Below are 14,016 nucleotides of genomic sequence, written 5' to 3'. Positions count from 1 at the left end.
CATGCGCGTTACAGATTTTTATGCAGGCAAGGCACCGGTTGTTTCCATGGAATTTTTCCCGCCCAGGGATGAAGCTGCTGCTGAAAAATTCGACAATATTGTGGATACCCTGGCAGACCGAAATCCGGATTACATGAGCGTTACCTTCGGGGCCGGCGGCTCCAACCGTGACGGTTCCTACCAGACGGTGAAAAAACTCATCAAGGACAAGCAACTGCCCACTGTGGCCTATATTGCCGGATACGGGCTGGGGCCGGATGAAATCACAGAGGTGCTGGACAACTACAAGGCCCTTGGGGTGGAAACCATTTTTGTGATCCGCGGGGACAAGCCAAAGGATGAAAATTTCACCCCCCATCCGGAAAGCTTTGCCCATGCCTCGGATCTGATCGGCTTTATCAAAAACCGCTATGATTTCACCCTGGGATGTGCCGGATATCCAGAAGGACACCTGGAATGCCAAAGCCTGGACAAGGATATTGAATACCTCAAGCTCAAGCAGGACCAGGGTGCGGAGTATGTCGTGGCCCAATATTGCTATGACAACCAATTTTTTTTCGATTACGCGGACAAATGCCGGGCTGCCGGGGTCACCATTCCCATTATTCCCGGCATCATGCCGGTCTACACCGTCAAGCTCACCAATATCCTGTGCAGGGTATGCGGGGCCACCATCACCGATGCGCTGCAGAAAACACTCGATGAAGTGGCAGACAAGGACAAGGAAACCGTGCTGCAGGCAGGAATTGATTTTGCCGTGGACCAGTGCCGGGATCTGTTAAAACACAACCCGGCCGGGCTGCATTTCTACACCATGAACCGCAGCAAATCCACCAGCGCCATTATCGACAGGCTGCGCGAAGAAAATCTGCTATAGCAGCCAACCCGGGGCATCAGGCCCCTGCCTGGCGGATGCAAATTTGGCCCCGGCCTATTTCAGGCCGTGATCCCAGTTCCACTTGCCCGGCCGCTTTTTTAAATGCACCCCGGCCGGCAGGGGCTCGTGCATGTGCACGAAAACCCGGTAGCCCAGGTTCTCCAGGGTCTGGCCGTGACCGGTCAAATCCACGGCCCAGTCGGGAAACACCCAGTAATTGTCATCCATGCGGGCCACCCAGGCATGCTCGCCCCTGGGGCTTTTAAAAAGGCTTTGTTCGGCCATGGATTCTGCCTTCACCCGGGAAATGCACAAGGGCCAGTTTCCGTAAATCACAATACCCAGGGGCAGCGGGGCCCTGGCCGGCAGGTGGGTGTAGTCATTTTTCCCCAATTCCGGGCTGACAATCACCCCGGAAAAGCCCATTGACGCCAGGGTTTCCATGGCAAGCGCGTTGGCAATGTTGCAAAACGGCCCGGCCCAGATGCGCAGGCCCTTTTTTGGGGGAAAAAGTGCCATCTGCCAGGGCGAGTTGAGCACGAACTGCTTAAATCCCTTGTCCACGGCCGCAGTCACCGCTGCCCGGAGGCCGGCTTCGGCATCCGGCCAGACCACCGGCGGCAGCCACCACCAGATCCGGTTGGTAAGGGGCAGCTTGCCCGGCTTCATCTCCGGGCTCAGCCAGATGCCGGTATTGGCGCTTGCAGGCATTTCTTCGGGCAGCTCCCGCTGCAGCCCCATTTCCACGACAGGATGGCGGTGTAAAGTTTTGGCCGGCAGCCTAGTTTGAAACCGGGACGGGGAAGCCCCTATTTCCGGCAGGGTTTCGAGCCGGTCGGCAAAGGGTTTGATTTCGGCTGTCAGTTCCGGTTCGCGCCGGTCAATGAGAAACACGGGCGTATCATTGGCGGGCCGTTCCTTTTCAGTGAGATTTAAGTAAAACCGGCCCTTTTTGGGCACGTGTCTGGCAATGCGAAGGGTGCGGTGCCAGGACTGATCCTCGTAGCCGATGCGCAAAAGATCGCCGGGCAGCAGAGCGTCTCTGGGATCCATGTAGGGTTTGGTTTTCGGGCCCTGGACCTTGCCGATGAGCATGCCGGAACCGGTCTGGGTGTCTATGTCAACCGGATTCCAGGGCCGCTGGGGCAGAAACCGGTAATGGGTGGGCTTTCTTCCCAGGGCCTGGTCCAGAAACGACAGGGCGGTCTTGCGGGCAGCGCTGTCACCCGGGTGATCGCGCAGCATCTTGTAGGCGGCGGTGGTATAATACACGTAATGGGGCCCCTTTTTGCGCCCCTCGATTTTCAGGCCGGATACGGCTGGCACTTCCAACAGCAGCTTGGTGAGCACATCGAGCCACAGGTCCTGGCAGGAGAAAAACCGGCTGCGGTTTTTGCCCTGGTTGTAAATCCGCCTGCAGGGCTGCACGCAACTGCCCCGCAGCCCGCTTTTGCCGCCCAGAAAGCTGCTCCAGTAGCACCGGCCCGAAACCCCGTAACAAAGGGCGCCGTGGACAAATACCTCAAGGGAAAGTTCATCAGGGCAGTTTTCTGCAGCCGCCTTGATCTCGTCGATGGAAAACTCCCTGGGCAGCACCACCCGGCTGACCGAGGGCAAGGCGCGCACCACATCCAGGGCTGCGGGAAAGGAGACATTGGCCATGGTGGACAGATGAAGCTCGCCCTTAAATCCGGCCTGCCCGGCAATGGCCACCATGGCCGGGTCCTGGATGATCAGCGCATCGGGTCTGACATGCCGGCAAAGCTGGTCAGCCAGTTTGCCCGCATCTGCCAGTTCGTCTGGCTTGATCAGGGTATTGAGGGCCACATAGACCCTTTTGCCGTGCTCATGGGCCAGCCGGGTGAGCCTGGCCATTTCCCCGATGGTGAAGTTGTCTGCGGCCATGCGCGCGTTAAAATCCTTGAGCCCGCAGTAAACCGCATCCGCACCCGCGGCCAGGGCCGCAAGAAAGGACTCCTGGTTGCCTGCCGGGGAAAGAATTTCAGGTTTTTTGGGTGATTTTTTTGTATCCAAAGCCGTTTTTTCAGATGTCATAGGAAAATTTCAATTCAATTGGAATGAGCATGTCTCGGCCCGGCCTGCAGATGCCTGCAGGCCGGGCCTTCAGACTGGACTTGTTTGCAAAATCGTTTAATGATATTAAAAAACGTATGGAATCGCAATTTATAATTAAAAAATGAATTCATCTTTATCAATAAAAGGACAATAAAATGAAACTGGCAGTAAGCGGAAAAGGCGGAGTGGGCAAAACCACGTTTTCAGCCCTGTTAATCCGGGCATTGAGCGAGCAGAAAAAGCGGGTCCTGGCCATTGACGCGGACCCGGATGCCAACCTTGCGGCAGCCGTGGGCATTGAAGGCGCAGAGGGGATCGTACCGATTTCGGAGATGAAGGACCTGGTCTATGAGCGCACTGAAGCCAAACCCGGCAGCATTGGCGGATTTTTCAAAATGAATCCCAAGGTGGATGATCTTCCGGACGCGCTTTCAGCAACGCTGGACAACATCAAGCTCATGCGCCTGGGCGGCGTGAAAAAAGGCGGCGCCGGATGCATCTGCCCGGAAAGCACTCTGCTCAAAGCCCTGATCACCCATATTGTGCTGGCACGGGATGAAGTCGTCATCATGGACATGGAAGCGGGAATCGAGCATTTGGGCCGGGCCACGGCCAGGGCCGTTGACCGGCTGATCGTGGTGGTGGAGCCGGGCCGAAGAAGCATTGACACGGCCATGCACATCAAGCAGCTGGCCGGAGAAATCGGCCTGGACAAGATTTCGCTGGTGGGCAACAAGATCCGGGGGGAAAAAGACCGGCAGTTTCTGGAGCAGCACCTGCCGGATTTCGACTTTCTGGGATTTCTGCCCTTTGACGACGCCCTGATCGAAGCGGACCTAAGCGGCATGTCCCCGTATGAAGCAGACTCTGCGGCCAAGTCCGAAATCATCAAAATGATTGAAAAGCTCTGATGGCAGAAAAGCGCCCTTATCCCAAAAAACGGCGCGGGCCGGCCAAGGCAAAGCGCCAGCCGTTGAAGGCCGGCTCTGACGCCAAACTCAAAAAGGTGTTTGCCGAAATCGGCCGGCCGGAAAAGCGACCGTTTAAACCCGATCCGTTCCAGACCCAGGCGCTTAAAGCCATGGACAAGGGCGACTGCCTGGTGACCGCGCCCACGGGTTCCGGCAAGACATGGATTGCCGTGGAAGCCATCCGCAAAATCTTTGATGCCGGCGGACGGGCTTGGTATGCATCGCCATTAAAGGCCCTGACCAACTCCAAGTACTGCGAATTTGCCGAAATCTTCGGTGCAGACAACCTGGGCATTCTCACGGGAGACCGCAAGGAAAACACTGATGCGCCGATTATCGTGGGCACCACTGAAATTCTGCGGAATCAGCTCTATGATGCCATGCACCGGGGCGAGGATCTGGGCACAGACCTTGTGGTCCTGGATGAGGCCCATTTTCTGGGTGACGAAAACCGGGGGGTGGTCTGGGAGGAAACCATGATTTACCTGCCGGCGAGAATCCCGCTGCTGATGCTGTCGGCCACCGTGGGAAACGCCGGCCAGATCGCGGCCTGGCTGGAATCCATCCGTGGCCGCAAATGCCTTGTGGTGGAGGAAAAAAAGCGACCCGTGCCCTTGTACCCGCTTTTTCTCCATCCTTCCGGCACCCTGTTTCCCCTGCTGGACAAAAAAGACAAGAAAGGCGGCGGGGCCAGGCTGTACAAGAAGGTTCTCCAGTTTTTAAAAAACACCAACAATGCCAGGCGCGGCGGTTTCGGCGCAAGCCTTCCAAAAATGGGCGATGTGCTGGCCGTGTTTCGCAAATACAACCTCCTGCCGGCCATTTTTTTCCTGAAATCCCGGGCGGACTGCGACAATGCCCTGCTTTTGTGCGCCGACTACAAGGTAACCGAAGACCCGGAACGCAAAGCCGGCAGAAGACAGCGGGTCACTGAACTCATTGAAAAGGCGCCCCACCTGGCCGATCACAAGCAGGTGCCCGATCTGGTGCACAAGGCGGTGGCCGCCCATCACAGCGGCCAGCTGCCGGCATGGAAACTGGTGATCGAAACATTGATGACAGAAGGCTATCTGGATGCGGTGTTTGCCACCTCCACTGTGGCCGCGGGCGTGAATTTTCCCGCCCGCACCATTGCCTTTCTCAACTCGGACCGATTCAACGGCCGGGAATTTATTTCCCTCAATCCCACGGAATTTCACCAGATGACCGGCCGGGCCGGCCGCCGGGGCATGGACAACATCGGCTTTGCCGTGGTCATCCCGGGCCGGTTCATGGACACGCGCTATGTTGGCCGGCTTGTTTACGCCCAGCCCACGGATGTGGACAGCCAGATTCAGATCAATTTCTCCATGACCTTAAACCTTCTTCTCTCCCATAGCCCCAAACAGGTGCGGGAACTGCTGGACAAGTCCTTTGCCAATTTCCAGTTCCAAAGCCGGCGCAAAAAAAAGAAAAAGCAGACCGGCAGCATCCGGGACATGGATCATTTATGGGCGGAATTTGTCCGGCATCTTGATTTTTTAAAGCAGAAAGATTACGTGGCAGAAGACAACCGGCTCACCGAAGACGGCATCTGGGCCTCCCAGCTGCGCATTGACCATCCCCTGATGGTGGCCGAGGGATTCCGCCAAAACCTGTTTCCCCAATCCGACCCAGCCCTTCTGGCGGCCATCATGGCCGCGTTTGTCAACGAGCGGGAAACCGATGAAGACAGCATTCATCCAAAGGACGTGCCCGAAGCCCTGGAAGAGGCCTACCTGGGCATCCGGGAGGGCCTGCGGCCCTTTGCAAAGGAAATGATCGCAAAAGGCTTTACAGCGCCATTTTTATTCATGCGCCCGGCCATGACCGTTTATCACTGGACTGCGGGCCGGGACTGGGAATCGGTGCTTGCCCTGTGGGACAGCGCCGAAGGGGATCTGGCCATGCTGATCATGCGCACTGCGGACAACCTGCGCCATATCCGCAATTTAAAAACTGTGTTTCCGGAAGCCGCTCAGAGCGCGAAAACCGCCATGGAGCAAATCCTGAGGGACCCGGTGGTCCCGGCACTCGAAGCCGAATAAAAACCAATGTCTGTTTTCAACTGGATCATTGTTGGTTTAAACATCCCCCTTTCTTTGCTGTCTGCCGGTCATGCCCTGTTTTTCAAGCGCACCCCCCAGTCAGCCCTGGTCTGGGTGGCGGTATGCCTGACATTTCCTTTTGTGGGCCCCCTGGTTTATTTCCTTTTCGGCATCAATCGGGTCCGGAACCGGGCCCGGAGACTGGAAATCAAGCGCCCGTCACACCGGGTGGAACCCGGGGGCGGCGATTCCTTTGAAACCGCAAAACATCTGCCCGCGGACCTGGAGGTTTCCCGGGCGGTGTCCGATATCGCCCGGATCTCCGACAATGTTTCGCGGATGCCCCTTGTGGGCGGCAACCGCATTGATCTGCTCCACAACGGCGAGCAAACCTATCCGGCCATGATCCAGGCCATGGAAAACGCTGAGCACCGGATTTTTCTGTGTACCTATATTTTTGACACGGATTCATCCGGCAGACAGATGATCGGGGCCCTGGCCGCAGCCGCAGCCCGGGGCGTGGAGGTTCGGGTAATTGTCGACGGGTTTGGAGAGCTTTATTCCCGTCCCAGGGCCAGCGCCCTTCTGGAAAAAGCCGGCATCACCTGCACCCGGTTTCTGCCCCCGCGCCTTGTTCCCCTGCCCATGCTGCATATCAACCTAAGCACCCACAGAAAAACCCTGGTGGTCGACGGGGACGTGGGATTTACAGGCGGCATGAACATCGGTGACAGGCACATGGCAGAAGTCAAAGACAACAGCAAACGGGTGGTCGATACCCACTTCCGCCTAACCGGCCCCATTGTTCGCCAGCTGGAGCAAAGCTTTATCGAGGACTGGTCGTTTTGCACGGGCCAGGCCCTGGAGCCCACGGCCACGCCCACGGTATCAAGGGGAAAGGCCGTGTGCCGCGCCATTGCCGACGGGCCCAGCGAACCCGTGGACAAGCTTTCCGCCGTCCTGGTGGGGGCGGTGGCCACGGCCAGAAAGCACGTGATGATCATGACACCCTATTTCCTGCCTTCCGTGGAGATGATCTCAGCCATCCAGACCACCGTGCTGCGCGGCACCCGGGTGGACATTGTGCTGCCTTCTGTCAACAACCTGCCCTTTATCCAGTGGGCGACCAACAATATGCTCTATGAGCTTTTGTTCTGGGGCGCCAATATCTATTTTCAGCCCCCGCCTTTTGTGCATTCAAAGCTTTTTGTGGCAGACGGCCATTACGCCCAGATCGGATCGGCCAACATGGATCCGCGCAGCCTGAAATTAAATTTTGAACTCAACGTGGAGATTTTTGACGCAAACATGGTGGAAGACATTGCCGGCTATGTGGAAGAAAAAATCCAGCGCTCCCGGCAAATTTATCTGACGGATATCAACAACCGATCCTTTGCCGCCAAAACCCGCGATGCCCTGATGTGGCTGTTTTCCCCTTACCTGTAAGCGGATTTGCCGCGCCTGCGCATCCGATCGCGCACCTGCCTGGAACGGCTGTGGATCAGGGCATATCCGTAGCGGATATTTTTGCCGAACAATTCGGATGAATTGCGGAAGTTGCTGCGCAGCTTCATGCCGTTGGAGGTGACCTTGCGCAGGATATTGATTTCCTTGCCCACCACCCGGGTGGCGCGGTCGCGCACCGAATCGAGAAACGCGGCCCGGTCTTTTGCGCACGCCGCGCAGGTCACGGCCCGGCCGAACTGAAACAGGTTGTGGCCGTCGCTGCCCCCGGTCAGCCCGGCATCCAGGTTAAATCCCAGCAAGGTGCTGTCCATGTTCCACTTGTGCAGGTTGCCGGCATTAATGGCCTCGATGCCGTCTGCAGAGGCCAGCAGGTACTGCTGGCGAATACTGGAGAACATGGGGTTGCATACCCCCACGTAGGCCGCCGAGAAAGGATGGGGAAACACAATCACGCACTTGTACTGCCGGGCGCAGGCAATCAGCGATTCCATGGACAGGGCGCACGAAGACATGACCTCTTTTCCCAGAAAGGGCCGCAGGTCCTTTTCGTAAAACCGAATCAGATCATGGATCTCATAAAAATAAACCAGCAGATGGGCCCCTTCCCGGGAGGTGACCTCGATGCCCGGAATGCTGAAAATATCCCTGTGGCGGGCCATTTCCAGGGCGCCGCCAATGGCGTTGTGGTCTGTGACGGCAATGCCGATGCCCATCTTTCGGACCCGGCCGGCAATGGCTTCAATATCATTGGAACCGTCTGAATACCGGCTGTGAAAATGCATGTCCACCACCGCGGCACTTTCCCTGAGACGATCAAGATCCGGCCGGGCAAAATGAACACGATGTGGATTTAACGATTGTGCAGCATCACAGGCGGATGCACGATTTGCAGATCCCAATGGATAACATCTCCTTTATCAGATTAACATATTTATTATAATACAGCGTTTGATAAAACACAATGCCGGATTCAAAACAGTTTTCACCCATACAAACAAGGCCGTTTTTTCTGCTGTGTTCCCTGCGTTGTGCCGGTGCCGGGTTTGTGCTACATTGGCTGCCAGGCCGGAACCCTTAAAACTTGATGAGGCTGTAAAAAGTCATTTTTACAGGCAGTGTTAAGTTTTAAGTGGTTAAGTGTTAAGTAAAATCAAGAGGTTGTTTTTTTATTGTTTAGCGATTATATCACTTTTAGGACTTTTACGAGAGCATCAAACCTTGATAAATCGCTTCTAACTTCGTTCAAGGTTCAAGGCTCAAAAAAAATAACGCACTGATTGTACTTAACACTTAAAACTTGATGCCTTTGTAAAAAGTCGATTTTCAGATGGCGCCGTAAAAAGTTCAAGATCAAGGCTTGCGCGATTTCGAAGAATGCAGCGTACTTATCCGTACGTGAAATTCTGAGAAATCGCGCGTAACGCAGATATTGGACTTTTTAAGGTGCCATCAAAACTTAACACTTAAAACTTCATTGGGAACCATGGCCCCTTTGTGGCAAATTCATGATCTCATGGACCTGGAATATCTGCTCAGGCTGCGCGCTGATGCGGACAACGGCCGGGATGCAGCCATGGATCGCAGAATTTACCTGGAATATGTCAGCCGGCATCCGCAAACCGCAGACCGCAGATCCGTGCTCAAACACTGGCTTCAGACCCGGAGACAAAGCCGGACGGCTGATGACAACCAAGAGATACTGCCCGGCCGGGTCTATGCCCAGGCCATGCGCATGGCCGGATGGATCATTTTTTTAGCCGCATTTTTTGCCGGCGCTGCACTGGCCGGATCACTTCTTTCCTATGGCGGCACCACCCCGGTCAACGTATTTACCTGCCTGTGGGTACTGCTTGTCCCCCAGATCCTGCTTTTGGCATTGCTGGCGGCCGCATCCGTGCTATCCCGCATCCGGCCGTCTTTTGGCAAAAACGGCCTGTATTTTCTCATCAGCGCTTTGCTCCGGCGTCTTGCCCTCCGGCTCATTGACTGGATCGCCCCGCGCCTGTCTGTGCAGCAGCAAAACCGGTTCCAGGAGGTTGTCGGCATGGTGGGACGAAGCCGAACCGTGTACGGAAACATTTTCTTCTGGCCGGTGTTCAACACGGCCCAACTCGCGGGCATCTCCTTTAATCTCGGGGTTCTGGCCGCCATGCTCATGCGCATCACATTAACGGATGTGGCCTTTGGGTGGCAGTCTACCCTCCGGCCCGACCCTCAGACGGTTTATGCCATTATGGAATTTCTGGCCGCTCCCTGGGCATGGTTTCTGGAGCCGCCTGTTGCGCACCCCACCGCAGCCCAGATTGCCGGCAGCAAAATGGTTTTAAAGGAAGGCATTTATGGCCTGGCCTCTGCTGACCTGGCCTCATGGTGGCCGTTTTTGTGTTTCAGCGTTTTATTTTACGGCCTGGTCCCAAGGGTTGTGCTGCTGGGCCTCGGATGGTGGCAGCAGCGCAGGCACCTGGCCCGGCTCCATTTCACCCACGGGCCCTGCGACCGGCTCTGGCTTCAGATGACGGCCCCGAACGTGGAAACCCGGAGCCCGCAGACAGACGCACAAAAGCCCGGCGGCAGGACTAAAACCGGTAGCGGCCCGGAAACACCGCAGCAGACCCATAACTCCCCGCCAGACTCGGGGTGCTCTGTTGTGCTCATGGTGCCTGAAGAAGCTGGAATGGACATCTCTGCCATGGCTGAAAAAATCCGCCGCCAAACAGGACTGGAAACCGCTGCCGGCATATCGGCCACAGGGGATGCGGACCAAGACGTTAAACAACTGTCCCGGGCCCTGGAAAACGCGGGCATGAACCAGGTACGCGTGGCCGTGGTCATCGAGGCCTGGCAGCCGCCCATCCGGGAAAACCTGGCCTGGATACGCCGCATCCGCAATGCCGCCGGCCCGACCGCATCCCTGATTCTTTTTTTGGTTGGAAAGCCGGACAAAACAAGCGCCCTGCCCGGCGTGCCGACCAAAACCGAACAGGCCACCTGGCAGCAGGCGGTCAACGGCCTGGCTGATCCCTACATCCGGTTGGAAATGCCGGGAGGATAAATTGACCAAACGCTCAGACATCCCGGTTTTTGCCGTACTGGGCCACCCCAACGAGGGCAAGTCCTCGGTGGTGGCCACCCTTGCGGAAAACGACGCCGTGCCCGTGAGCCCGACCCCGGGCGAAACCCGCCAATGCCGGGATTATCCGGTTTTCATCGATGATGCGGAAGTCATCCGGTTTGTCGACACCCCGGGATTTCAAAATCCCAGGGCCGCGCACAAATGGATCACCCAAAACGCGGATCCGGAAAAACCCTGGCTTGACGACTTTATCCGGGCCCATGAAACCGATGCCGAATTTGTACACGAGTGCCGGCTGTTCACCCCGCTGGCCGCAGGCGCAGGGGTGATCTTCGTGGTCGACGGCACCCGGCCGGTGCGCACGGCCGACCGGCTGGAAATGGACATTTTGCGATTGACCGGCGCCCCCCGCATGGCTGTCATCAACACCAAGGACCGGGAGCACGGCGACTACATCGAGGACTGGAAAACCGCTGCGCGCATACACTTTAACATCATTCGCATTTTTGACGCCCAGCGGGCAAGCTTTGCCGAACGCATGGACTTGCTCAAAAGCCTCAGGGCCATTGACCCGGACTGGGATGAGGCCCTGCAGCGCGTCACTGAGGCATTTGAAACCGACTGGCATATGCGCCTGGAGCAAACCGCAGCCATTATAACGGACCTGCTGGCATCGGTGCTGCAGTATCGGGCAAAAAAAACCATACATGATGCTTCGGCCACAGAAGCGGCTGAAAAACAATTGGTTGTCAAATACCGGCAGCAGGTGGCGGATATGGAAAAAAAAGCCCATCACCGGATCAAAAAAAGATTCAAGCACAACATTTTCTCCTATGACCTGCCCGCCCAGTCCCTTGCCGGCCAGGACCTGTTTTCCGAAAAAACATTAAAGGCCCTGGGCCTGACCCGCAATCAGATGGCCTGGGCGGGAGCCGGCATCGGTGCGGGCCTCGGTGCCAAGGGGGATCTGGCCCTGGCCGGACTGACCTTTGGGGTGTTTACCGCCCTGGGCGGAGCCCTGGGGGCGGGATCAGCGGCATGGGGAACCCGGAAAATCTCCCGGGCCAAAATCAAGGGCCAGGCATTGGGCGGCATACGGATCTACGCCGGTCCTGTGAAAAACGATCAGCTGCTTTACGTGATCATTGACCGGAGCCTGATTTATTTCTGGCACGTAATCAACTGGGCCCACAGCCGGCGCGAACGGCCGGAGACGGGTAATGATTCGGATGCCGGTGTATCAAATTTTTTAAGCGCCAAATGGAGCCGGGAGCAAAAAAAAATCAGCCAGCGGTTTTTCAAAGAAGTCCGGCAAAAGGGCACAGCCGCGGGACAACAAGCGGTGCGGGAATTTTCAGCCATGATCCGGGACCTGTTAAAAGAGATTTCACGCACATGACACCCCCCCGGGCCGATGAAGACATCATCAGGCAAAACATCCTGGACATGGTGGGCCATGCCGGCAGCAAATACACCCCCATGGACCTTGAACGGGAAATCTGTGCCCGGCAAAATATCTCCAGAAAAGCGGTGCGACGGGCTGTAAACACCTTGATGGCCGAAAACCGGCTGACCTATACCCAGTTTCTGGGCCACACGTTTGTGGAAATTTCTTATAAGCGCCCTGTTGAAACCGGGGGCGGCGTAATTCTGGCTCCGCCGGACGCAGTGGTCACCCCCCGGCCGGAACAGATTGTGGTGCGTATTGAGGCCGGGGCGGCATTCGGCGCCGGCGATCACCCCACCACGCGCATGGCCTTAAAACTTGCGGCCTGGACGTTTCATGACCATATTTTACCCAAACCGGCGCAAAACTGCCGGGTACTGGATATCGGCACCGGTTCCGGGGTGCTGGCAGCCGCGGCCTGCCTCATGGGCGCGGCACGGGCCGCAGGCACTGATATTGACCCTTGCGCCCGGGCCGAGGCGGCCGGAAACGCCGCCTTAAACGGTCTGACAGACCGCATGGAGATTTTTGACAGCATCACAGCGCTTGAAAAAAACAGCCCGGGACTGCCGCCCTTTCATCTGGTTTTGGCCAACCTCCGTTACCCCACCCTTGTCCGGATGCACAAGGCGGTCACGGAAATTTCCGCGCCCGGGGCAGTGATGATTTTTTCGGGATTCCGGCCCCGTGAGCAGCCGGAGCTTTTAAAAACATATGATTCCCCTCGCTTTGACCTGCTGCGCACCCTGGAGGAAAACGGGTGGTGCGCCGCTGCAATCCAAAAAAGGCCCTGAGGGATGGAAAGATATTACAAGCAGCGTTTCGAGGCCCAGCGCCGGCTTGCGCAAAAAGTTGCGCCGTTTATGGAGGCAAACGAAATCCTGGAAAAGATGCGCTCTGAATTGCGCGAGATCATCTCCGGGTCCATGGAGGCCTGCATTCTGCTGCTGGATCCCGAGGCCGGCAAATACACCCGCCCCCTGCAGTGCGCCCTGTATGACAGGCCGATCAACTGCCTGAAATGCAAACGCCACCGGCCGGCCATCCAGCAGGCCATTGCCCGGAAAAAAGCCGTGGTGGTAACCGGCAGTCAGCCCGTGGTCCGGCATGACGGCACCTCGGTGCCCATCGGCCCGGAAGCCGCAGTGCCCGTGTTTGCGGAAAACCAGCTGCTGGCGGTTGTCAGCGTAGTGGCCATGCCCGAAACCCGTTTTTCCAGCAAGGAATTTTTCCTTCTCCAGGATTTTGCCGAAACCGTTGGTTATTTGCTTGTCAGCGCAAAAAAGCACTGGGCCATGACCCAGGAAAAAATCCGCATCAACCAGATGCTCGCCCACCTGTCGCCTTTCGTTCCCCAATCAGTTCGCAAAATCGTTGAAGACGACCCGCAAATGCTGGAGCGGGAAAAGGAAAAAAGGGATGTGAGCATCCTGTTTCTGGACCTGGAAGGATACACCAGGCTCTCCATCGACCGGCCCGAAGACGAGGTCAACGCACTGGTGGAAAAGATATTTTCCAGCTTCGTGGATCCCATCCACCGCTCCCACGGCGATATCAATGAAACCGCAGGCGACGGACTCATGATCATTTTCAAGGATGACGATCCCCGGGTCAATGCCGTAAACGCGGTCAAGGCAGCCATTGACATCCGGGAGCGCAACCACGAGGTCAACCGGGAACTAAACCTCGCCCGCGGCCCGGTCAACGTCAACATGGGCATTAACACCGGCGAGGCCCTGGTGGGCATGACCCGCATGAAAGGGGCCCTGGACACGCGCATGACCTATACCGCCTCGGGCACGGTGACCAACCTGGCCGCCCGCCTGGCCGAATACGCCCAGGGCGGCGACATCCTGTTTGGCGAGCGCACCCGGAGCATGATCGAAAACCTCTGGCCCGTCTACGACCGGGGCAAAGTCGGGCTCAAAGGTATTGAAGCCCCGGTGCAGGTTTACTCCCTGTTTAAAGACAACCCGGGCGGCCATGCTTGACAATTGGCCCCTCAGGTGCATAATTTCAAAAAACACCGGCAACCCAAA

General features: G+C 56.9%; 10 protein-coding genes. 8 read left to right on the top strand and 2 right to left on the bottom strand.

What is annotated here, in order from left to right; translation table 11 throughout:
• The first annotated feature begins 1 nt into the window (after window position 1).
• Window positions 2–877 carry a methylenetetrahydrofolate reductase gene (locus HNR65_RS14645; RefSeq protein WP_181552270.1) on the top strand — a complete coding sequence of 292 codons (876 nt, stop codon included), beginning with the start codon at window positions 2–4 and terminating at the stop codon, window positions 875–877.
• Between the two features lie 54 nt (window positions 878–931).
• Here the strand turns inward: HNR65_RS14645 and HNR65_RS14640 are convergent, their stop codons facing one another.
• Window positions 932–2,932, bottom strand: coding sequence for a peptidase U32 family protein (locus HNR65_RS14640; protein WP_181552269.1), 2,001 nt, complete (start codon window positions 2,930–2,932; stop codon window positions 932–934).
• A 176-nt stretch (window positions 2,933–3,108) separates the two neighbouring features.
• On the opposite strand from HNR65_RS14640, the gene HNR65_RS14635 reads away from it, so the two are divergent.
• Genes HNR65_RS14635 through cls form a run of 3 tightly spaced genes read left to right on the top strand, consistent with a single transcriptional unit; the run spans window position 3,109 to window position 7,436 of the window.
• Window positions 3,109–3,864 carry an ATP-binding protein gene (locus tag HNR65_RS14635; RefSeq protein WP_181552268.1) on the top strand — a complete coding sequence of 252 codons (756 nt, stop codon included), beginning with the start codon at window positions 3,109–3,111 and terminating at the stop codon, window positions 3,862–3,864.
• Window positions 3,864–5,990 (top strand): DEAD/DEAH box helicase, encoded by a 2,127-nt coding sequence (locus HNR65_RS14630; protein WP_181552267.1) that lies wholly within the window; start codon window positions 3,864–3,866, stop codon window positions 5,988–5,990. Before HNR65_RS14635 ends, HNR65_RS14630 begins: the two co-directional genes overlap by 1 nt.
• A gap of 6 nt (window positions 5,991–5,996) precedes the next feature.
• The gene (gene cls, locus HNR65_RS14625) at window positions 5,997–7,436 is read left to right on the top strand and encodes a cardiolipin synthase (RefSeq protein WP_181552266.1); all 1,440 of its coding nucleotides are present in this window, start codon (window positions 5,997–5,999) and stop codon (window positions 7,434–7,436) included.
• Here the strand turns inward: cls and HNR65_RS14620 are convergent.
• The gene (locus HNR65_RS14620; protein WP_181552265.1) at window positions 7,427–8,356 is read right to left on the bottom strand and encodes a PHP domain-containing protein; all 930 of its coding nucleotides are present in this window, start codon (window positions 8,354–8,356) and stop codon (window positions 7,427–7,429) included. The genes cls and HNR65_RS14620 overlap by 10 nt on opposite strands.
• Before the next feature lie 584 nt (window positions 8,357–8,940).
• Between HNR65_RS14620 and HNR65_RS14615 the strand changes: the two genes are divergently transcribed.
• Genes HNR65_RS14615 through HNR65_RS14600 form a run of 4 tightly spaced genes read left to right on the top strand, consistent with a single transcriptional unit; the run spans window position 8,941 to window position 13,968 of the window.
• Entirely contained in the window at window positions 8,941–10,509 is a 1,569-nt protein-coding gene (locus HNR65_RS14615; protein ID WP_181552264.1) for a DUF2868 domain-containing protein, read from the top strand.
• A gap of 1 nt (window position 10,510) precedes the next feature.
• The gene (locus HNR65_RS14610; RefSeq protein WP_181552263.1) at window positions 10,511–11,929 is read left to right on the top strand and encodes a GTPase/DUF3482 domain-containing protein; all 1,419 of its coding nucleotides are present in this window, start codon (window positions 10,511–10,513) and stop codon (window positions 11,927–11,929) included.
• Window positions 11,926–12,771 carry a 50S ribosomal protein L11 methyltransferase gene (locus HNR65_RS14605; protein ID WP_181552262.1) on the top strand — a complete coding sequence of 282 codons (846 nt, stop codon included), beginning with the start codon at window positions 11,926–11,928 and terminating at the stop codon, window positions 12,769–12,771. The genes HNR65_RS14610 and HNR65_RS14605 overlap by 4 nt, the downstream gene beginning before the upstream one ends.
• 3 nt (window positions 12,772–12,774) lie before the next feature.
• A complete protein-coding gene (locus tag HNR65_RS14600; protein ID WP_181552261.1) occupies window positions 12,775–13,968 on the top strand; it encodes an adenylate/guanylate cyclase domain-containing protein in 1,194 nt (397 codons plus the stop codon).
• Window positions 13,969–14,016 lie beyond the last annotated feature (48 nt).

Source organism: Desulfosalsimonas propionicica (assembly GCF_013761005.1).
In the GTDB taxonomy this organism is placed as follows: domain Bacteria; phylum Desulfobacterota; class Desulfobacteria; order Desulfobacterales; family Desulfosalsimonadaceae; genus Desulfosalsimonas; species Desulfosalsimonas propionicica.
This window is presented reverse-complemented; position numbering and strand designations above follow the sequence as displayed.

Bases quoted from the DNA above. Each gene is read 5' to 3' on its own strand.
- HNR65_RS14645 (WP_181552270.1), top strand. From the start codon at position 2: ATGCGCGTTACAGATTTTTATGCAGGCAAGGCACCGGTTGTTTCCATG.
- HNR65_RS14640 (WP_181552269.1), bottom strand. From the start codon at position 2,932: ATGACATCTGAAAAAACGGCTTTGGATACAAAAAAATCACCCAAAAAA.
- HNR65_RS14635 (WP_181552268.1), top strand. From the start codon at position 3,109: ATGAAACTGGCAGTAAGCGGAAAAGGCGGAGTGGGCAAAACCACGTTT.
- HNR65_RS14630 (WP_181552267.1), top strand. From the start codon at position 3,864: ATGGCAGAAAAGCGCCCTTATCCCAAAAAACGGCGCGGGCCGGCCAAG.
- cls (WP_181552266.1), top strand. From the start codon at position 5,997: ATGTCTGTTTTCAACTGGATCATTGTTGGTTTAAACATCCCCCTTTCT.
- HNR65_RS14615 (WP_181552264.1), top strand. From the start codon at position 8,941: ATGGCCCCTTTGTGGCAAATTCATGATCTCATGGACCTGGAATATCTG.
- HNR65_RS14605 (WP_181552262.1), top strand. From the start codon at position 11,926: ATGACACCCCCCCGGGCCGATGAAGACATCATCAGGCAAAACATCCTG.
- HNR65_RS14600 (WP_181552261.1), top strand. From the start codon at position 12,775: ATGGAAAGATATTACAAGCAGCGTTTCGAGGCCCAGCGCCGGCTTGCG.